This is a genomic window from Waterburya sp. (assembly GCF_058530065.1).
In genome coordinates, this window is record NZ_JBZNBU010000011.1 from 1 (window position 1) to 21,800 (window position 21,800).

A 21,800-nucleotide genomic window follows, 5' to 3' on the forward strand; every position below is an offset into this window, starting at 1 on the left:
AATAGCATCCCATTTAGCCAGATTGAGAACAGTGAGCGAACTATTAAAATGAAAGTCAAGTTTACTCAAGTCACGAGCCTGACAATCAGCTAATCCAGTGAATTGCTTACTGTCACGGAAGATAAATTCGATTTGGAAACGAGCTATTAGGGGGTGTTTGCTGAACACTAAGACTGAAACCCATTTTCTGATTGACATCTATTACTGCCATAGCTGAGATTTCTAATCCCTTTTCTGCTCTTGATACACTTCCGTTATAGAAATAATCTAACCCATAGGTCTTGTTGCCACTCTTGGGAATAAAAGAACAATCTACCGCCAAGATTACCTCCGAGTCTGGTTCAATTGCCCCCTCAATTAGTTGCTGATTGAACTTCAGAAAGTTAAATGAGCGTTGATACTGTCGGCGATAGGTTCTCTCCGAAAGACGGCTATATCGACCTAGATTGGTAAAAGTGGCTCTACCGCAACTGATAAGCAAAGTGGAAAATAAAGTCACGAGAAACTTTTGTTGAGGTTGTGTCAAATTTCCTACTGAACCCAGCAAGCTTTGTATAATTGTTTTAACGCTATCCATTGCACGGTAATCTTTCAACACTTTTACCTTAATTCAGTGGATGGCTTTTTTTCTCTCTTCTACAAAAATTGTCCGAACCATTGCTTGTGAATAGGTGAGATTAATTTTGCACGATTACTGAATTTTCAATTCAAATCGGGAACTCTAGGTGTAGTAGTACGTTTCACCTATGGATTATGTTTGTTCCACCTCAATGTAACCAACTTGCAGATAATGTCAATCGAATTCTCGATCTATTATCTTCATCTGAGATCGAAGATCGAGATTTAGCAATCGTTAAAGCTTCTTTAGCTAAAGCCGTCGCCCCCAAGTTTGAAATTGTCTTTGCGGGGGCTTTTAGTGCGGGAAAATCAATGTTGATTAATGCCTTACTGGAAAGGGAGTTGCTTTACAGTGCCGAAGGTCATGCAACGGGAACTGAATGTTATATTGAATATGCCCAACCAGAAGCAGAAAGGGTAGTTTTAACTTTTTTAAGCGAAGCCGAAATAATTCAACAGGCTAATAATTTATGTCAATATTTAGGTTTGGCTATCAAAGAAAATCTAACAGAAGCGGAAATACTTAGATTGTTAGTAGCTTCTCAAACAATTATCGAACAGGAAGGTGGGGCGAGCAAATCAGAAAAGGCAAAAAAAGCCAATGCTTTAGCTTTATTATTACAAGGTTTTCGAGATAATCGCGATCGCATCGATACCCATCGTCACAATACTTATTCGATGGAAGAATTTAATTTTTCCAATCTAACAGAAGCGGCTGGTTATGCTAGACGGGGAAGCAATAGTGCGGTATTGACCAAGGTTGAATATTACTGTCATCATCCTTTGCTAGAAGATGGCAACGTACTAGTTGATATGCCAGGGATCGATGCCCCAGTCAAAAAAGATGCCGAACTTACCTACAGCAAGATCGAACATCCCGATACTTCAGCAGTGATTTGCGTACTTAAACCAGCATCCGCAGGGGAAATGACTTCGGAAGAGACAGAGTTATTAGAAAAAATGAAGTCCAATCTGGGAATACGCGATCGCGTTTTTTATGTTTTCAATCGCATCGATGAAGCTTGGTACGCTACTCAATTAAGGCAGCGTTTGGAAGATTTGATCGCAACCCAATTTCAAGATACGGCAAGAGTCTATAAAACTAGTGGCTTGTTAGGATTTTATGGCAGTCAACTTAAGTCTACCAGTAATAGCGATCGCTTTGGTTTAGATTCGATTTTTGCAGGAAGCATCAAAGGAATGGGGGGAGAAGAGAAAACTCCGCAGTTTGTTAGCGAATTTAATAATTATTGTGCCAATTCAGGCAAACTAACTAATACAGATTTTAGAGTTTCGGTACATAGCTATGAAACCCAGAATGAGAACTATACTCGCATCTTGAGCGAATTTGGTACGCCTTTAATCCAACAGTTAATCGCCGATAGTGGTATTGAAGAATTTCGTAACGCTATTACTCGCTATCTCACCGAAGAAAAACGCCCCCAACTATTTGCTAGCTTAGCAGAAGATCTTCAGCCGATTTGCGATCGCCTTAAAAAATATTATCTCTCTCGACTGCAAGAATTAGACAGTCAACCCAATGAAATAGAGGCGATAAAAACCCAAGAGTTAACTCTCCTCAATCAAAAGCTACAAGATATTGGCAAACAATTCTCAACTCATTTAGAAGCAGAAGTAAATACTGTCGTCACCGATCTAGATACAGAGTTTCAAACAGATTTTCAAAAACTCAAAGCCCAGATGGTAAGCCGTCTCGACGAACTATTACAAACCTTTTCCGTCAGAGATGCCTACAGTCGGGCTACTCTTTCCCATCCCCGCAACGCTACCGCACCTTTGATTGCTGTATTGGTAGAAGCCTTATATTACCTATCCAACGAACTAGAAAACACCCTAGTAGTAGGATCGCAAACACTAGTAAGTAACTTCTGTCAGCGTTTGCGCGATCGCATCAAACAACAGGAATACTATCGCGACTTAAATAATTTATTAGAAGAAGACACGGGAATTTTGGCACAAATTGACGAACTAGAAACCAATTTAACCCATGCTTTAGTGAGCGAAGCCAGAACAGAATGCGATCGCTATGTGAGAGAAAGTCCCCGTTTTTATGATGAAGGAACGTTTTCTATTTATCAGTTTCGTCAGACTTTATTAAAAACATCTGAGGGTTATGACTGCGAAAGTATGGTTAAAGCCGAACCTGCCATACGTCAATTATTAAAGTTAGATTTTGAACCCAAAGTTTCGACCACAATTCGCAGTAATTTCCGCCAAACCATCAACCAAACTATCAAAACTCATCTGCTACCAATAGCACAACAACAAACAGATAAAATCTTGCAATATTATCCCCAAGCTAAAGTAATTCTCGAACAAACTTTAGAACAGGAAGCCTTGGCAAAAATTGCTCTCAATCAGAAAGCAAAAATCGAACTAAAACAACAGATAGAACTTTATAATCAGTCAGTAAATAGTATTAATAGTTGCTTACAATCCTTGAATGTATTTCAACATCAATTATCAAATTTAGAATCAATATTATCTACTCATACAATTGAAGATAAAGAGGAAGTAGTTAAGGCGATCAATCTTTAATTCATACAAAAAATAAATTGTAGAGTGGGCGACGCGAAGCGAGTGCTTTAGTGCATTGCACACCTTATTAATCATAATTACTAAGGAATAATCATGTCAAATGGATTTGAAGTTGAAACTAACAAAAATTTGCAGCAATGTCACCCTAAAGATGTTTTGTCATTTAAAGATAAATGGGTAAACATCGAAAAAATAATAGATATTATATATAGATCTTTTAGAACCTCTGGAATTAATTCTATTGTTAGTCATATAGCCAATCATTCAGATTTTAAAAATACTAGTACAATTAGTACTTGGTTTTTTGGAGGACAAGAATGCGAAATACTCCGTGCTGGTTCTGATGGTTGGCAAAAAGGAAAACTAAAAATAAACGTTACTTTAGAATTTATTCCCGACGAGCCAGAAATAGAAAAGTCTCTGCTTGATGATATTCGTCAAGGAGATAGCAATACTTAACAATGATCTACTGATGGTATGGATTTTTTTTCTTTTAGAAGAGAAACCCCATAATAAAGTCCCCCTTGACAAGGGGATTTAGGGGGATCTAAAACAAAAATTATTCCTATATTACTTCTCATAAAAACAAATAATTATGACACAAAAAAATCAACCAATCAATTGTAAAAATTTTCCTAAGTTAGAAATAAATAACTATTTAAACAATTGTTGCGATCGCGATGTAATTGCCTTCGGCTCAAAAGGACTAACTTATATTAAAAAATTATGCGATCTAGTTTTGTCTTCAATAGATATAAATCTGACTAATACTATTGGTCGTTCAATTAACCAAAAAATTTCTAATCAATGTAAAGCTGAATTATGGTTTCAAGATGGCGAAGCTTGTGAAATTCTCAAAGCTGGTGCTTCTGACTGGCAAAAGGGAAAACTAAAACTAAAGATAAATCTTAGCTTAGAATTTATTCCCGATGAACCAGAAATAAAAAAATCTCCCCTCGATGAAGTACGAGAAGAAATCAACCTTAATTCAACTACTAACTAACAAGTAATTAATCATGGAAGAAGCAAATCAAATTATTTTTAACGATGAAGTAATTACAATCAAAGATAAAGAAGATAATGTATTAATTGCTCATCATACCTATCAAGCAAGTGAGTTTTTAAATCGACTAGGTAAACATATCGATCGCCATAAAAAAGAAAAATGGATCGATAAAGGAGTTCCCTGTAAAATGTTATCTCCCAATCAAAATTGGCAACCAGGAAAAATAAAAATATGCTTGCAATTTATACCCGATCGCCCTGAATCTGTTTTGGATGATGTCCGTCAAGAGTTAGATCGAGATAATCTTTAATTTATATGATTAAAAACTATCTCTTTGTCCAAAGTCCAAAATAGAACAAACCATATCTAATTATTCAATCAAGAGAATCAGAATTAATTAAACCAATTTCTCGCAAGCGTAAATTTAAAAATTCTCCTGCGGTAATATCTGGAAATTGCTGGGGATTATTTTCATCGACACAAGAAGCCAAACAACTAAGATCCATCGCCGAAATAGGGTGCATAAAAAAGGGAATGGAATAGCGTGGGGTAGCTAATGATTCTTGAGGAGGATTGACTACTCGATGAACTGTTGACTTGAGTTTTTTGTTAGTCAGACGTTCTAACATATCTCCTACATTAACCACGATCGCATCTGGTAAGGCGGTTACGGGTATCCAAACTCCATCATGACGCAAAATTTCTAATCCTGCTGCGCTTGCACCCATAAGTAGAGTGATTAGGTTAATATCGCCGTGTGCTGCTGCTCTTACTGCCCCTGAAGCAATATTTTGAGAACTATCTAGAGGAAAGTAATGTATTGTTCGCAGAATACTGTTACCTTGTCTGACTCGATCGTCAAAATAAAACTCATCTAATTCTAAATATAAAGCGATCGCTCTTAAGATTTGAATTCCCGTAGCTTCCAAGACACGAAAAGCTGCGATGGTTGCAGGGGCAAATTCAGGAACTTCTTGGGGAAAAACATTTTCAGGATATCCTAGGCGCGATCGCTCTATGGGGGAAATCTCTTGTCCTACATGAAAAAATTCCTTAAGATCGCCTATAGTTCTACCTTTAGCGTGTTCTTTTCCTTTAGCTGTATAGCCCCTTTGTCCCCCCAAATTTTCGATTTCGTAGTTTAATTTGATCTCCTCTGGTAAAGCAAAAAACTCTCGAACTGCCTGATACAAATCAGCAGTAAGTTTCTCTGACAAACCATGATTTTTAACCGCCACAAAACCAATATTTTGATAAGCTTCTCCCAATTGCCGAACAAACTTATCTTTCCTACTAGGATCTGGGGAAATAAAATCACTCAAGTCTACAGAAGGTATGCGATCGTAGAGAATATGGTTCATTGTTGAATATTTGTCTGACAAACAGTCTCTCAAAGTAATAATTGCAATAATAAAGAACCTACACTACCCATAAACTTACCAACATGACCCAATCCTCCTTCTCGCTCGGCTAACTTATCTTCTGCTTCCTGAATTAAAGTCATTTTTGCTTGAAAATCTTCTGCTGTTTTTAAGCCTAATTCGTGTTCTTGTTCTTTAAATAATTTAGCAGCAATTTTAACGTTGTTTTTGGCATCTTCTCGATGGTCAAAATTGTATTGAATAATTCCCAAACCAAGATATGCAGGAGCAAATTCGGGATCGATTTTAATTGCTTTTTGATAATTATTGTATGCTGCATTATAATTTCCTCGCTCGGCTTCTTTCACTCCCCAACGATGGAATTGTTCGGCAGTAGCAGCAGTTTCCGCAACACCTTTAATTCCTTCGACGCGAGCTAGATCTAGATCTACTTCGGTCAAATTGGCATTATTCAAATAAGCATTGCGTAAATCCGTACCCGTTAAGTTTGCCCCAGTTAAATTTGCCCCAGTTAAATTTGCTCCGTAAAAAGATGCCCCAGTCAAATTTGCACCCCGTAAATTTGCCCCCGTTAGGTTGGCTTGACTGAGATTTGCCCCGACTAAGTTAGCTTGAGTCAGATCTGCCCCTGTTAAATCTGCCTGTACCAAACCAGAATTAGTTAAGTCGCATTGAGAGCATTTTTTCGTATTCAACAGTTGAGTAAGATCCCTCAGATTTTCTGCTGGGGAAGGAAGCGCAACAGTAAGAGTAGAGATAATAGTAAGAGTCGCCAATAAGGGAAATTTCATCTATTTTAAGAAAAAATATAGCTTGAAGATTCCGCCATTTTAGCCTCGATCGCTTTTTTCAGCCTTCATATTTTAGGTTGCAGATCGTTAATCGCTTTTCCCCAGCGTTGTTGATGCAAACGACCATTCAATTGCCAAGCTAAACTACCGTTGTAAGTAATATTGAGGGGAACTGATTGGCGTTCGAGATGGTAGAGACTGACATCGGCTAAATACCAACTTTCATAGCCTAATTGGCGACATTTGAAACATAAATCGGAGTCTTCAAAATCGCCAATGATATAGTCGGTGCTTAATCCTCCTACTCGCTGATAGAGTTCTTGAGAGATTGTCAGACAAGCCCCCGTAACAGCGGGTACGGCTCTAGTTTGTTGGGCTGGGGGATATTTTTCGGGCAAACCTTTGTAGTAGTGGAGAGTAATCCAAAACGGGAAAGTTGTTTGAGTAAAAAACATTCCTGCGTGTTGTAGAGAATTATCTTCATACAGTAGCTTTGTACCAACAATGCCAATCTTGTCGGAGGATTGATAAAAGTCAATTATTTTGCCGATCCAGCCTTTGGTTTGAGGAAAAACGTCGGAGTTTAAGAGAATTAAATAGTCGCCTCTGGCTTGGTCAACCCCTGCGTTGTTGGCTGCTGCATAACCGCTATTGTGTTTCATTATTACCAATTTTACTGGTAATTGATAGAGGGTAGTCTGGTGGCGCAGTAGGTTGGTTAATTCTGCTTTTTGTTCGGGGGAATCTAAAATGTAGATGATTTCGCACTGTTTGAGGGCTGGATCGTTTGCCATCGTTGCTAGTTGAATTTTGATGAAATCCAATCTTTGATAGAGAGGAATTATCAGAGAAACTAGGGGTTTATCTTTGGTTGTTCCCAGATCGATCGCCTCGTCGATAGTTACAGTTTTCATACACAATTGCTGTAGTTTTAAGGCTGCGGGAGCAATACAATTTTCCAACATTGCCGAGCTTATTTTATCGGGCGGAGCAATTTGTAATATTTTCTGACGGGAGTTAAAGAAATCGCCATATTTGGCATCGGGAACGATTTCTAGTTTTATATCCCCCTTAAGTTTAACCAGAAAGCGAAAACTATGAAGTTCGGCAATACCTTCGAGGGAATCTCGAATTTTTGCAGGTACTCGGGCATAAGCACAAAAGCCAAATTTGCCCTCAAAATCACCGTATCGCGTATTTTTGAGAAATTGGCTGACATCCTGGCGATCGATCAAATAGATCTCTTCGCGGGTTAATTCTAAGGAAAAACCCAAAGCAGAAATTACTGTAATTCCTTCGAGCATTTGATAGGCATCTTGCAACCAACCGCTAATAAATAAGCCGTCGGTTTGGAGGGGAATTAGATAGTCAATAAATATTTTGAAGGGTAATTGGGGATCTACTAGGTTGGTAAAGGGTATTTTGAGAAAATACTGTAGTTTTTTGATTATTTCCGCTGCTGCTGGCTTTTGCTTCTCTCCCACTAACTCAATGAGAGAACTGCTCAAAGTTTCTCTAATTAGATGTTTTTGGGCATCTGGTTGGTTTTGCCAGCGATCAATCGATTCCAAACCATAGGCTGTTTGGCTTATTGCTCCTAAAATTAAGACGGGAATATTATTATCATTGACGCACAGACGATAAGCAATACCCTCGGTTAAATATAAGTCTTCAGCAAAAACCGCAATACCAGCGATATGGTTAGGAGAAATCTGCCAAAAATTTGCCCTAGCCACTCCATAATTGCGATCGGAAGCAGCAAAAATCTTTTTTTTACCTACTAGAGACAACTTATCTACCGTCGCTTCTAAATATAAAATACTGGGACACAACCAGCAGCCATAATTAAGCTTTATTCCTTGTCCCTTTAAACTTTGCCACAGGCGATCGCATTCTGCGATCGATAACTCACCCTTCTCTAATTTTAAAAACAGCCCTTCTAACTCTACTCTCCTTGTCTCCTCGTCTCGAATTAAATTCAATTTCTCTTCTACTTCCAACCAGCCAGGAGCTAATTTTTGGACTCGTTGATAACAAATCTTGGCTTTCGAGGGTTGTTTAGCTTTGATTAAAGCATTGCCCAATAAATAAAAAAGTGGGAAAAAATCAGGATATTTCTTACATCCTTGATAGGCTAATTCGATTGTTTCGGGAATGCGATCGCTTTTCCAGAGTTGTCGGGCAAGATTGTAATATAACCATGCTGGTTGTTGGGGTTCAAAAGCGATAGTTTGTTGATAGTGAGCGATGGAATTAGTAAAATCTACAGGCTGGCGATCGAGTATTTCTAAAGCTCGATGTATCTCTGCTGCTGTGGAATGAAGAATTAAAGCTCGTTCTCCCAGACGCATCGCCGCTTCCCAACGTTGCAATCGAGTTAACAAAATAATGGCATTTTCATACAACCAAGCAGGTTGTGACGATTTTAATTTAATCGCTTCTAAATAAAATTCCGCTGCTTCTTCTAGTTTGCCAGCTTTTTGTCGCTCGATTGCTTGAGTCGCCAACCATTTGGTAGAAGTAGGATTAGGAGGATATTTTAAGTTGCCAATAGTCATTCTAATTAATTTTCGTACCTTCTGAGTTATCGTTTGTAGGTAGTAGTTTGAGTAGTTTGTAGTCTACCCTTTAGGGTTGAAAAACCATTTGATAACAATGGCTAAAGCCATCACTAGGAAAACGACTAACAGCTAACAACTCTAGTTTTTGGTCTGTTATGTACTGCGGAAGTTCGGTTATTTAACTTTTAACGATCGAGATCGACTGAGGACTTTTGCCTATTTCCCACCCTTAGAGCAACATCTTTTAAGTCCAAGTTAGGATTTTTTGCCATAATAGCCTCGCTTAATGTAGAAGTTAATTCCAGGTTTTGGGGTTGTATTTCTAATCCCATTTGCAAAATTGAAATGGCTTCGTCTATTTTTTCTTTTTTCAATAAAGCTTTGCCCAAACCTAAATATAATTCGTGATTTTTGCGGTCTAAAGAAATTGCTTGATGGTATAAATCTAGATTGTCGGGATCTAGCTTCAATTGACTCCGACAAAAACTTAAGGCTTCTTGTTGAGACTGGCGACTGCGACGGTGTAGAATTGCACCCATTTTGGACTTAATTTCTGGTAGATTGGGGTCTAGCTGTTGGGCATTTTGATAGGCAGTTAAAGCTTCTTCCCATCGTTCTAGTTTGACTAAAGCTTCTCCCAAATTGTAATGAGACCAAACAAAATCAGGTTTAAGAGCGATCGCTCGATGAAAACTGTCCGCTGCTGGCTGCCATTGTTCGGTTTTTAACCAGGCATTACCCAAATTGTTGTGAGACCAAGAATTATCGGGATTTAAAGCGATCGCCCGTTGATAAGCTGAGATCGCCTTTTGCCATTGTTGGGATTCATAAAAAGCTTCGCCTAAATTATGCCATATGTCTGCGTTGTGGGATTCGATAGCTGCTGCTTGTTGATAAACCGCGATCGCCTTAGAGAATTGTTTGTTTTGCGTTAAAGCATTACCCAATAAAAAGTAACTGTGGGAGTTAGATTTATCAATTTTCAAAGCTTGTTGATAGCAAGCGATCGCTACTGCTACTTTTCCGCTACTCATCAAAATTTCACCCAATTGCCAATATGCTTCGATTAATTCTGGCTGGAGAGTTATGGCTCGACGGTAACAAGCGATCGCGGGTTTAATTTGTCTTTGTTCTAAAAGTTTGTTACCCAACAAGAGATGCTTTTCAGCAGCTATTTTTTCTGGCTGCAAACTAAATCCTTGATAGTAGGCTTGATTGGCTTTTATATGGTCTCCTGCTTTCGACCAAGCTTTACCCAAGCTGAGATAGTATTTTGCGGGGCGAGGTTCGAGTTGGATCGCTTTAAGATAGCAAGAAATAGCATTCTGCCATTGTCTTGACTGGAAATAAAGATTGCCCAATTGCCATCGCAACCCTGATGAATTGGGTTCTTGTAAAATTTGCTGACGATATTGAGCGATCGCGTTGGTTTTAGCTGGGGCTAGCTGTCGGGATACTGGGCTATTTTTGGATGGCAATTGAGGGATAACTTTGTTCTTTTTTCCCAAGATCAAACTGCGAATTTGCTGTCTCGATTTCGATTGACTTTTATGTTCTTGGGCTTCGACTTGTAATTGAGCCAACTTGCGGTAATACTCTAAAGCCTTTTCTTTTTTTCCTTGAGCTTCTAATAGTTGAGTCAATCTCACATAAGCATTTAAAAACTTGGGTTCGAGATGGATGCAATGTTGGTAACAAGCGATCGCTCTATCTAGTTGATTTTCTGCGGCTAAATTGCGGGCTAAATCAAAATGATTTTGAGCCGAGATGATTTCGGGCTTAATTGCCAAAGCTTTAAAGAAGCAGTCTTCTGATTTATCGTACTCTTGGAGTTTTTCCCATACCTTAGCCAAGTTACGATGGGGCGCAGCACAATTAGGATCGATAATAATTGACTTTTGGTAATATTCAATTGCTCGCTGCCATTTTTGGCTTTTGGCATAAATACTACCCAAGTTGCAGTAGATTTCTGCCATATTGGGCTGTAACTCTAAAGCCTTAGCATAAATACCAATAGCATCGGCATTGTTTCCCGACTGTTGCAAGCAATTACCCCATATTTTATAGGCTTCTCCCAGACTAGAACAAAGCCTCAATGCTTCTTGGCAAGCAGTAATACTTTTAGCCCACTGTTTTTGCTCGAAAAAAAATAAAGCTTGTTCTATATATACTTGCGATACGTTGAGATTATCTTCTAAAACCAAATCTCCTGCGGGAGACATTTTCATCTGAGGTAATAAGATTGAATCGTTTTGGAGTTGTATTGAAGAATTTTGACGATCTTGATTGAGATTTGTCTTAACTGGGATGAAATTGACGTTAGAATCGGTTTCTAAGGATTTAATGGGCTGCTTGGAGTTTAAGTTTAATTGTTCCTTACTTTTTTGGGCAATTCTCGAACGATCGTCCATAATTATTTCTAATTTATTGGTAGTTGTCTGAGACGCAATGTTTGTCTTAACTCTTTCTGTTTGAAGATTTTTTGGCAATCTATCTAAGGGAATAATAGCTCGTATTGGCAAAGATTCGATTGTAATTTCCCGATTTATCTTATTAGCTCTTCTTGCTCGAATTTTCTGGAGCAGTTTAGTCAGTAGTCGAACGGCTTTAAAGCATTCTGGATCGGATTTAAGTGCCGAACGATAGTAAAAAGCTGCCAGGTCTAGGTTTCCTACTTTTTCTGCTTTAATTCCCCACCAAAGATCTCCTTCTGCTACCTCGACTTTAGTTGACTTTCCAGTATTCAACCTATCTTTAGATTGGCGATCGCGACTTAAATCAAATCTCGTTTCCCACAAGGAGTTAGTATCATTATTTTGGCTAGAGCGATCGCCAATATTGGTTAGCATCTGATTTATGTTTAATTAATCTATTTGGCAAATATTATAAAAAAAAATGAATGTTAGTTAAACATCAAATCAACTAACATCCAGGAAATAATTAAACTCTAATTTTACTTATTTATGCTAAATCTCACTAAGCTAGATTACATAATTTCAAAATTTCCATTTTCTGGAAAATTCATTTCCAAATCTCCTGCATTTTCTAGATCTTTCAAAGTAATAACTACATCTCCATTGACAGATATATAGCCAGTGTTAGGATCGAAAGTTGCACTATCGTTTTCGCTCATTCCTCTAATAACTAGCTTGTCTTCTCCTACTTCAAAGTCCCCTATTTGATTGGTGAATTCAACATCTAAATCTGCTTTAGAGAACTCAAATACATCTTTGCCACCATTACCCATAAGCATATCGTCGCCTTTTCCAGGATTGAGAATATCTGCTCCCTCTCCACCAAAAATAGTATCGTCGCCATTACCAGAGTAAATAAGATCTCTACCGCTACCGCCGATGACTATATCATCACCTTGTCCGCTGAGTATGATGTCATTACCTTGTCCGCCCAAGATATAATCTCTACCGCTACCGCCCAGGATTACATCTTTACCGCTACCGCCCAACACACTATCGTCTCCCGCACCAGCTTGAATCAAATCTCCGCCAGAGCCACCATCAATTAAATCGTTCCCAGCACCAGCATCAACTAAGTCGCTAGCACCGCGAGCCTGAATAAAATCTCCGTCCTTTGTACCTTGAAGACCGTCAAAACTATCAGTGCCAATAATTTCTAAACCGTCACCATTAAATTCTGAAATCTCGATCGAATCTATAACTGAAGACATAGTGCAAAATACTCCCTTCTAAATTTAACTCACTCTTTTATATTGGCTTTACTATTTTTTGCCAATTAATTTAGTTAAAATCTTTGTTTCGCTTGAAAATTTTTAGAAGGTCAGAATATAGCCATATAATGCAAAAATTGAAAGAATTTTCGCTTTTTTCTGGAGTTTCACCGATCTTTTTAAAGATTAAAAAAAAATTAAAATATTCTAACAAATAGTTTTTGGTAATCTACATAACTAAATTGTCAATTTTATTCTCTATTTTTTAGATAAAAAAATGCCCTACCATAGCCTAAAAGACCTTAGTAAAGCACCAAAAAATTGTCAACTATTTTTTTTTAGTATTAATAGATTATTAAAGAAAAATTAGATAATTTCGTAATCTCCATCATCGTTATCTTCAGCATTGGATTCGGGGAGGTTGTTTGCCAAGCCAAAATTAATAATATTTTCGCCATTCAAAGAAATACTGTTAGTTGTTGGATCGAAAGATATTTTATCCTCATCACTAAAACCATTTATGACGAGGCTATCTTCAGCGAAATTAAAATCGACAATAGTATCTACTTCGTCAGCAGCAAAATCTTCAAGATTAAATTCAAACACATCTTCTCCCGCACCACCAAAGAGAGTGTCCGAACCCGCACCACCAAAGAGAGTGTCAGCACCTTCTCCACCGTCAATTAGATCGTCTCCTAAGTCTCCATTGATATGGTCGTTGTCCGACTCGCCAAAAATAGTATCATTTCCAGCACCAGCTTCAATGATGTCATCGCCAAAACCGCCTATGATAATATCGTCTCCCAATCCACCAACAATACTGTCATCTCCTCTTTGAGCATTAATAACGTCATTTCCATCCCCAGCCACGAATAGATCGTCTGCGTCAGTTCCAAATAACAAATCTACTTCATCCGTACCAACTACCTCTAGACCATCACCGTCGAAGGCAGATATATCTATCTTGCCTATTACCGTAGACATTATTATGATACTCCTGATATCAGTTTAACTGTTTTATTTATACTATCTTCAAGTCTTTTTTGCTAATCACGCTTGTAGTCATTTTGTAAAAAAACAACTACAAAAAGCTATCCAAAATCGACATTATTTAGGTACTAAAATACTACTAAACTCAGAAAACTAAAGTTTCCGATGCAGGATAAATTTTTTTTGTCAATTTTGATGTGTCGAAAATTACATGAAATTAATTACTGTCAACCAAAAAATTTTATTATTTCTTTACTTTCTGAGGCTCAAAAACTTTAGTAGCAAACCTTCTAATTAGAAGATAGTAAGCGTCCAATAGTACGATTTTCAGGAGTAAAGGTAAGTTGGGCAACTCGTTGAATATCTTGGGGAGTTATAGTTTCTAGAGTTTCTATTTCGTTAAAAATATTGCGCCAATCACCTGTTTTAGCATTGTATTCTGCGAGTATTCTTGCCATGCCCATATTTGAGTCTAAGGTTCTTAATAAACTTGCTTTTAGTTGAGTTTTTACCCGTTCTAATTCGGCTGGTTTGACAGGTTCGGTTTTCAGAAGATCTATTTCACTTCTTAGAGCAGTTGCTAGTTCTTCGAGTTCCGTACCAGGAGCAGTAAGAGCATAAACTAAGATCAGGTTGGGGTATTTATTACCAGGAAAACCATTAAAACCTTGAGCGGAAAGAGCGACTTGTTTTTCTTCCACTAAAGAACGATACAAACGAGAAGTTCTACCATTGCTGAGGAGTTCGGATATAACTTCATAAACTGGGTAATCGGGATGACTGAGAGCGGGAATATGATAACCTTCGAGATACCAAGGTTGGGAAGGAAATTCCACTGTAACTTCTCTAGTTTTGGTTTGAGGTGGTTCTGGTCGCTCGACTGATGGGGGTTGAGGTTGAGCTTGAAAGCGTCCGAAATAAGTTTGAGCTAGTTCTTCTACTTCTTGAGGCTCTACATCTCCCGCGATCGCAATAGTTAAATTATTGGGGGCATAATAGGCTTGAAAAAATTGACGCACGTCTTCCCGCGTTAGGTTTTGAATATCTTCTTGATAGCCGATTACAGGACGTTTGTAAGGATGGGTAGTGTAAGCAGTATCGAGAAATTCTTCAATAGTCTTACCAATAGGAGAATTATCAGTCCGCGTCCGTCTTTCTTCTAAAATAACCTGTTTTTCTTTATAAAATTCGCGGAACACAGGATCGAGGAATCTTTCTGATTCTAGAGACATCCACAATTCTAATTTGTTAGCAGGAAAACTATAGAAATAACTGGTATAGTCTGCTGAAGTCGCAGCATTTAAACCGACTCCCCCCGCAGTATCGACAATGTTGCCATATTCATTTTGCTTGACGTATTTACTAGCAGCAGACTGAGTCACAGCAAATTTATCGGATAGTTTGGCTAGCTTATTGCTATCTCCAGCTTTTTGAGCTTCTTGCAGACTGGCAAACAAACGGTCTAATTTATTTAATTCTTTTATTTCCGCACGATAATTAGTCGTACCAATTTTTTTCGTCCCTTTAAATGCCAAATGCTCTAGAAAATGAGCTACCCCAGTTTTGCCATCTGGTTCGTCTACACCGCCAACATTGGCATAAGTAACAAAAGAAATTACTGGGGCATCGTGGTTTTCCAAGACAATGAATTTTAAGCCATTATCTAAAGTAAATTCAGTAACTTGTTCTTTGAATCGATCTAGATAAGGTTGAATCGAAGAATTTCCCAAATCCTTTTGGGGTGTGGCTATAGCGGTAAAAGCAAACAAGTTCCAAAATAAACAAGCTACTAACATTATCCCCAGCCAACGCTTAAGGGCGATCGCGCCACAATTATTTTTAGATCGAAGGTACAATTGTTTTAATTTACTAAATTTCATTCCAGAGTTCCAGAAATTACTCGTATTTGCCTTGATTGGCATATTTATTTTAAGCAACAAGTACTATAAACTGCCAAAAAAAAGGCGAAGCCCTCATTATTAAACGATGAAGGCTTTGCTGTTTTAGTATTTTTAGACTATGTAAAATTTATAGCCCTAAAAAACTAAACATCCTCGACTGCAACAATACTGATGTAATTAATTTTAGTGTTTTCACCACCCATAGCGTCAACAGTCAATCTACCATCAGTCACATCTACCGTAACCGTACCAGTAGAGAAAGCTTGCGCTCCCAAAGGTAGGAAACCGTTGACTTCAGAGCCAGTGGGAACAAAGTTGGAAATTGCTGTTTGTCCTTCGACATTAATAACGTGGCTGCTATCAAAGAAATCGGAATCTCCTACGCCAACAGTTACTTCATAAGTACCGTTTTCTAGAGCGTGTTCCCAAGCAGCAGGAGTAGTAACCGCCAGTTCGGAATTGCCCAACCCTGTAGGATATTGTAGATGAATCAAAGAATCTCTGACTGGTTCTTGGAAAACCCCACCTTGTCCGTCATTAAAGAGAGTATTGCGATCGCGTGCGTTGGCAAATAAGTCGATCGGAGTTGGATTTTCGCTGCCCGCACTGTCTTGAGTTACCCAACCAAATCCTCGCTCTGTATTGTAGGCTGCACCGACATCTCGGACAAACCCGTTGGTAGGAGTTACCGTAGGAGTGCCGAAGTTAATATTGATCCCCCCTGCTATGGGTTCGACAGTTTCTACTACCCCACCACCTTCTACGGGAATGGCTACTTCGGTGGGAATTTCGATCGGTGTAATATTTACAGGAGGATCGCTAATTTCTCCTTCGGTAGCAGGAGCGATTTCAATAAAGTTAAGTTTGGTATTCGATCCGCCAATGGCATCAACAGTTAATTGACCATCGGTAACTTCGACAGTAGCAGTTTTCACTGCAAACAAGTTATCTTCTGTAGGAACAAAACCAGAAATAATCGTATTCCCTTCAATATTAATCACATGATTGCTATCAATAAAATCTGGATCGCCCACGCTGACGGTAACTGTATATTCACCGTTAGCTAGTTCGTATTCCCAAGCAGCAGGGGTTCTAATGGCATTCTCATTTTCAAAAGCATCTGAATATTGCAAATGAATCAGAGAATCAAAAGTATCTTCTTGAAGGCTGTTGCGATCGCGAGTATTGGGGCTAATGTTGATCGCGGTTGGGTTTTCATCGCCAACGCTATCTTGAGTTATCCAACCATAACCCCTAGTTTCATTATATCCAGCACCAATATCTTGAATAAATCCTTCTGGAGAAAAGGCTGAAACGGGAGTAAAGTTAACTTTAATAGTTTCTCCTTCACTACTACCATCGCCATCGCCAGAGTCTACAGGAATCTCTTCTCCTTCTCCACCATTGGTATCATCAGTTTCTACATTAAAAGTAACCGTACCGTCGTGTTCTATTTCGCCACCTACAGGAGTAAAACCTTGTTGCAAGCTAAAGGTAAAGTCAGTTTCTTCTGTGATGTTAAATCCTACCTGAAACTCATCAGAAACAGGTTCGACTTCGCTATCTACTCCCGCCAATTCGTATCCTGCTGCCGATTCTAATAAAGGTAAATCTAAAAAGACACTAGTAACCCCCGATTCCACCATCAAATTTTCCCCTTGCTGGGTAATTGTGGCATCGATACGAGTATCACCAACATCAGCACCCTGCAAATTCTCATCCCCTAAAGCCGAAGCAAATTCGGGAGACAATAACAAATCGGCACTACTTAACTCCAAGCGATCGTCAGTTATAGATAATAAACCAGGATTGGAAACATCAAATAAAATAGCTCCCGTATCTTCGTTGTCGGCTACGAAAAAACCGCTATTCCCATCGCTAACCCTAGCAGCATCGAAGCCAATAGAAAAATCTCCGACGGTTACTTGAGATTCATCGCTCACACCTTCAGTTTCTTCTGGATTTGTTGGAGGCAGATCCTCTCCACCATTTTCTCCTGTTTCTCCTTCCCCAGCAGGGGCAATTTCGACAAAAGTTAATTTAGTATTTTCACCACCAACCGCATCAATAGTTAACTTACCGTCAGTTACTTCAACTTCTACAGTATTTTCAGCGAATAAACTGTCTTCTGTAGGAACAAAACCAGCGATCGCCGATTCCCCTTCGACATTAACTACATGATTGCTATCAACAAAATCTGGATCGCCTACTCCAACCGTTACTAAATAAGTTCCATTAGCAATATCGTATTCCCAAGCACTAGGAGTTTTAATGGATACTGCTGCAATTGGACTAATTAAGTTGGGGGGATATTGCAGGTGAATTAAGCTATCTTCTGTAGAAATATTATCTGAATCGCGATCGCGTGTATTACTAGAAATATCTATAGGTTCGGGATTGCCATCGTCCAAACTACTTTGAGTTACCCAGCCGTAACCTCGCTCGGCACTGTATTCTGCTCCCGAATCGGTAATGAATCCATCTAGTGTCACAGAACTGTCAGGAGCAAAATTAACTTTTATTACCATTTAATATACTCTATTCTATGCTGTATTTGTGGGATTTTTACAACAGAGTATACAGGATTGACTAAGGAACTCCAAGAATGTATTTGAAGTGTAACAATTAAGAAAAACTTTGATATATCTTGTATGTTTAGATTATTTTTTTCAATATATGGTTTATCTTCGATCGCGATTAATATTTTGGAAAAATATTAATCAAAATCTCTCAAATCAAAGTATCAAGAGATACAAGAATTATCCAACTATTATAGGCGGTTTACTTGTGGATTTTATAGCTAAGAGCTTGGTAATAGCTTGCTAAGATTTCTTTCAAAAAACACTTTAAGTAATTACTAAAGATTATTGTTTGATTAATAGCAATTAAAACAAATTAATTAACTAAACAAGATAAATTGAATCCAAACTAAATCGCCTCTAAAATTTTTGCAGTTTCAATTAACCCGCACAAACTATCTTGGGTTTAATTTTCATAATTCCGTTACGTTGAAAAAGAATACTAATTCCCAAAAAAGCCCTATCTTGGTCATAAGTCTGGATGTAATCTCCTTGATTAGATTCTGAGATAGAATCTCGCTCGATAGCTTCAGCTAAATCGATTAATTGACCCTGACACCAACGTTTAGTGGAATCTCGGTCTAAAGTCGCGCTACCTAAATGTTGTAAAACCACACTAGGTTCGATTAACCTGAAAGTCTGCTGTTCGATCTGGCGTTCTATTTCCTCGAAAGTGATGCTGTCATCGATATACATGCCGCAACTTTCAGTCCGAACCAGATGAGCTAAAGTACCACCAACTCCCAGCATTTTACCCAAGTCACGGGCGATCGCTCTAATATAAGTACCAGGACTACATTTGATCTCTACTGTTAGTTCCCAAGCTGGAGATTGACTGATTTCAATTAAATCTAAAGAATAAATCGTAATTTTTCTGGGTTCAATTACTATTTCTTCACCTTTTCTGGCTAATTCGTAGAGTTTTTTTCCGTTTTTTTTGATAGCACTATAAATAGGTGGAACTTGTTCTATTGTGCCGATAAAAGTATTTAAACTGTTAATAATTTGAGTTGATGTTAAATTAATATCTTCTACCCGAGCGATAATTTCTCCTTCTAAATCATCGGTAGTAGTAGTTATTCCCAAACGGATGCGAGCTTGATATGCCTTTGATTCTGGTAAAAATTGCAACAGTCTAGTTGCTTTCCCTACTGCTATGGGCAGAACTCCAGTGGCTGCGGGATCTAGAGTACCTCCATGTCCAATTTTCTTCGTGTTTAATATTTTGCGCAACTTGGCAATGCAGTCATGGGATGTCAAACCAGCAGGTTTATTCAGATCGATCAAGCCAAACATGTAATAATTATCCTAATTGCCTTCTTGCTAACTAGAAGCAATTTTAGCTGAAATGTCCATCATTGTAGTAATTTCATAACAAAATCAATTGCTGAGAAATGTAAAAAAGTATACTTTTATTGTTAAACATAGATGTTATTTGAGCTAAGATTGTTTATATAAAGTTTGAACTTACATAATCTGTCTTTATGAAGATTGCTTTAATTTATCATAATGGCATTCAGACAGCGATCTTTTAATAACTACACTCGATTCTCGACCGTCACTTTTGAATGAAAACCAATCCAACAACCAAACAATATCATTTACAAGTTAAGACTGAATTAGAAGCTCTTAAAGAAGTGCTACAGTGGTTTGAAGGTTTAGTTTTTCCTCATGTTCCCCAAAAAATGGGCTGGCAGTGTGAAGTTGCATTAGTAGAAGCATTTACCAATGCAGTGCGTCATGCTCATTGTAATCTACCTCAAAATACTCCCATAGATATAGAAGTAGAATTACTACCCAAATTTTTAGAAATGAGAATTTGGGATCGAGGAAATTCATTCGATCTCAATGCTAAGTTACTTAAAGGAGAACAAGAAGTAGACTCAATGGATAAAGAAGGGGGTCGAGGATTGCAATTTATCAAAAAATTGACTGATGAATTACAATACCTCAACTTACCAAACCATCGTAATTGTTTGATAATGCGAAAAAAATACGCTGGTGCTTAAATTTCATCAAAAGCTCGTTCGATCAATCTTCTAGCTAAAGTTTGAGTGCCAGTATGTTCGTAGTAATTGGTAGACATATCAATAAAAGCAGCTACATAATCTAGCTTATCATCAGAAAATTCTAAAAAACCTTGTAAATTACTCATAACTTTTTGTGGGTCTAGGTCTTTACTAGCTACAAAATCTGCCATCCAACCTTTGACGGAATCAAAACTTTCGCCAATAAAGTCTAACTTGCCTCTAGCATTTCCTCCTGGAATTGCTTCTTCTACTTCTTTAAAAGTGGAATTAGATTCCAAATCGCGGGGACTAATACCACCTAGAACAGATTGAGCTTTGAGCAAAAAATCAGGTCCTAAAGGAATTAAACCATCTACGCAAACTAGAGCAGCCATTCTCATCAAAGACTCTCCACTGTAGTCTCCTAATGCTCCGACAAAATCGCCAATACTATCCCCTGGGATGCCATTAATTTGGCAAAATGCTACTAACTCTACTACTAATTTAATCGATAAGTCAAGAGCTTGTGCTTTGTCGGGGTTGGGGGTAACCTTACTCAATAAGCCACCAATTAAAGGGATTTTGTCTCCTACCTTATTGGCTAATGCCGCCGTACCCAAAGCTTTATCAGTGCGATCTACGGTTTGATAGAGCCACATAGCGCGACGATATCCTTGAGACTTGTCGTTATATAGCCATACCGCTCGCTCGCCTATTTGCTGGATTAGATCCTCATCATCTTCTCCTGTGACTTTGCGGATAGTATTCACAAAACCTACAGTATTTTCCCACTCACCAGGGACAATGTTATCCAGTGACTTAAGCATCATAGTGGTGAGATTTCTTTCTGGTAAATTATCTACCAATTCAAAAATTGATTCGCTCACTGCTTGCTCCTTAAAATATTAAAGTTTTTCGCTCGATCGGGACTTTTATTTGAGTTTGGACAATCCTCTGAGATCGAATTTCCCCAGCCATTTTTGGCGATCGCTGGCACTAAAAGAAGAATTTTTAGAACGAATTTTTACTTGATAGCGATCGCTAACTAATACTGCTGTCCCACTGTTGCCTTGCTCGATCGCGGGAAAACCTTGAATCTGGTTATTACTATCTTGATATTTATTGAGAGTACTAGGATTATTTAAAGTATCGGAAATCGATAAAATAGCAATTTCTTCACCATCTTTTTTTAATTTAGCTTGAGCAAAACCTTGTTTTTCTTGAGAATAAACTCGCTCGTAACCGCTACCACTATCGGGAAAATAGCGGTTAAAACTACTGCCTGATTGAGAATCTTTGGCTACTGCTGATGCCCCTCTGCTCGTACTTTCTTGTTGCGCTCCGTCAAACCGAGAAGGAGCTTGGGTAGCACAGGAAGTTAATAACAAACAGCTAGTTAACAAAAATGCTGCTAAGAATTTACGTAAACTAATCATATTGGATCTGTTGACATAGGTTATCTTGATTTCGGCGTTGCCTATTTTTTAGTCTTTAGAATCTAACAACTACCTTTTTTATTGTGGAACTTTCTCAAGCAAGTCCAGCTAACTATTATTAATAATTAACGTCTAAACCTATATTTTTAGGACAGATCTAACAGATCTATTGGTTTATCGGTCAAATTTCTGACAGACTAACTCTCCAGGACTACCAGATTTCAAAGGAATAGGATATTTGCCTTTACGGGTAACAGTGCGATCGCGACAGTTGTAGATTTCG

16 protein-coding genes and 1 pseudogene are annotated in these 21,800 nt (G+C 38.2%); 5 read left to right on the forward strand and 12 right to left on the reverse strand.

Features of this window, described 5'->3' with window-relative positions; genetic code table 11:
* Positions 1-144, reverse strand: a pseudogene (locus tag AC33VI_RS00580) (IS4 family transposase); the annotation flags it as partial.
* 609 nt (positions 145-753) lie between these two features.
* Here AC33VI_RS00580 and AC33VI_RS00585 point away from each other — a divergent pair.
* The 4 genes from AC33VI_RS00585 (at position 754) to AC33VI_RS00600 (ending at position 4,493) form a co-directional block, all read left to right on the forward strand.
* Complete coding sequence (locus tag AC33VI_RS00585) at positions 754-3,177, forward strand: dynamin family protein (RefSeq protein ID WP_491780327.1); 2,424 nt, start codon at positions 754-756, stop codon at positions 3,175-3,177.
* 93 nt (positions 3,178-3,270) lie between these two features.
* Positions 3,271-3,636 (forward strand): KGK domain-containing protein, encoded by a 366-nt coding sequence (locus AC33VI_RS00590; protein WP_491780328.1) that lies wholly within the window; start codon positions 3,271-3,273, stop codon positions 3,634-3,636.
* A 136-nt stretch (positions 3,637-3,772) separates the two neighbouring features.
* Entirely contained in the window at positions 3,773-4,180 is a 408-nt protein-coding gene (locus AC33VI_RS00595; protein ID WP_491780329.1) for a KGK domain-containing protein, read from the forward strand.
* Positions 4,181-4,193: 13 nt separating this feature from the next.
* The gene (locus AC33VI_RS00600) at positions 4,194-4,493 is read left to right on the forward strand and encodes a KGK domain-containing protein (RefSeq protein WP_491780330.1); all 300 of its coding nucleotides are present in this window, start codon (positions 4,194-4,196) and stop codon (positions 4,491-4,493) included.
* A 64-nt stretch (positions 4,494-4,557) separates the two neighbouring features.
* Here AC33VI_RS00600 and AC33VI_RS00605 read toward each other — a convergent pair whose 3' ends face one another.
* The 9 genes from AC33VI_RS00605 to truB all read right to left on the reverse strand — a co-directional run bounded on the left by AC33VI_RS00605 (position 4,558) and on the right by truB (position 19,368).
* A complete protein-coding gene (locus AC33VI_RS00605) occupies positions 4,558-5,544 on the reverse strand; it encodes an isopenicillin N synthase family dioxygenase (RefSeq protein WP_491780331.1) in 987 nt (328 codons plus the stop codon).
* A 29-nt stretch (positions 5,545-5,573) separates the two neighbouring features.
* On the reverse strand, positions 5,574-6,356 hold the full coding sequence (locus AC33VI_RS00610; RefSeq protein WP_491780332.1) for a pentapeptide repeat-containing protein: 783 nt from the start codon (positions 6,354-6,356) through the stop codon (positions 5,574-5,576).
* A 65-nt stretch (positions 6,357-6,421) separates the two neighbouring features.
* On the reverse strand, positions 6,422-8,914 hold the full coding sequence (locus AC33VI_RS00615; protein WP_491780333.1) for a glycosyltransferase family 2 protein: 2,493 nt from the start codon (positions 8,912-8,914) through the stop codon (positions 6,422-6,424).
* A 188-nt stretch (positions 8,915-9,102) separates the two neighbouring features.
* Positions 9,103-11,766 carry a tetratricopeptide repeat protein gene (locus AC33VI_RS00620; protein WP_491780334.1) on the reverse strand — a complete coding sequence of 888 codons (2,664 nt, stop codon included), beginning with the start codon at positions 11,764-11,766 and terminating at the stop codon, positions 9,103-9,105.
* A gap of 137 nt (positions 11,767-11,903) precedes the next feature.
* Positions 11,904-12,602: a calcium-binding protein gene (locus tag AC33VI_RS00625; RefSeq protein ID WP_491780335.1), complete on the reverse strand. Its 699-nt coding sequence runs from the start codon at positions 12,600-12,602 to the stop codon at positions 11,904-11,906.
* A 366-nt stretch (positions 12,603-12,968) separates the two neighbouring features.
* Positions 12,969-13,586, reverse strand: coding sequence for a calcium-binding protein (locus AC33VI_RS00630; protein WP_491780336.1), 618 nt, complete (start codon positions 13,584-13,586; stop codon positions 12,969-12,971).
* Positions 13,587-13,882: 296 nt separating this feature from the next.
* Complete coding sequence (locus AC33VI_RS00635) at positions 13,883-15,388, reverse strand: M16 family metallopeptidase (protein ID WP_491780342.1); 1,506 nt, start codon at positions 15,386-15,388, stop codon at positions 13,883-13,885.
* A gap of 248 nt (positions 15,389-15,636) precedes the next feature.
* The gene (locus tag AC33VI_RS00640) at positions 15,637-18,021 is read right to left on the reverse strand and encodes a hypothetical protein (protein WP_491780337.1); all 2,385 of its coding nucleotides are present in this window, start codon (positions 18,019-18,021) and stop codon (positions 15,637-15,639) included.
* A 432-nt stretch (positions 18,022-18,453) separates the two neighbouring features.
* Positions 18,454-19,368 carry a tRNA pseudouridine(55) synthase TruB gene (truB, locus tag AC33VI_RS00645; protein ID WP_491780338.1) on the reverse strand — a complete coding sequence of 305 codons (915 nt, stop codon included), beginning with the start codon at positions 19,366-19,368 and terminating at the stop codon, positions 18,454-18,456.
* Positions 19,369-19,640: 272 nt separating this feature from the next.
* Between truB and AC33VI_RS00650 the strand changes: the two genes are divergently transcribed.
* Positions 19,641-20,081 (forward strand): ATP-binding protein, encoded by a 441-nt coding sequence (locus tag AC33VI_RS00650; protein WP_491780339.1) that lies wholly within the window; start codon positions 19,641-19,643, stop codon positions 20,079-20,081.
* Here the strand turns inward: AC33VI_RS00650 and AC33VI_RS00655 are convergent.
* Positions 20,078-20,968 carry a hypothetical protein gene (locus AC33VI_RS00655; RefSeq protein WP_491780340.1) on the reverse strand — a complete coding sequence of 297 codons (891 nt, stop codon included), beginning with the start codon at positions 20,966-20,968 and terminating at the stop codon, positions 20,078-20,080. The two genes, AC33VI_RS00650 and AC33VI_RS00655, sit on opposite strands and share 4 nt — an antisense overlap.
* A gap of 45 nt (positions 20,969-21,013) precedes the next feature.
* The gene (locus AC33VI_RS00660) at positions 21,014-21,517 is read right to left on the reverse strand and encodes a hypothetical protein (RefSeq protein ID WP_491780341.1); all 504 of its coding nucleotides are present in this window, start codon (positions 21,515-21,517) and stop codon (positions 21,014-21,016) included.
* Positions 21,518-21,800: the final 283 nt, after the last annotated feature.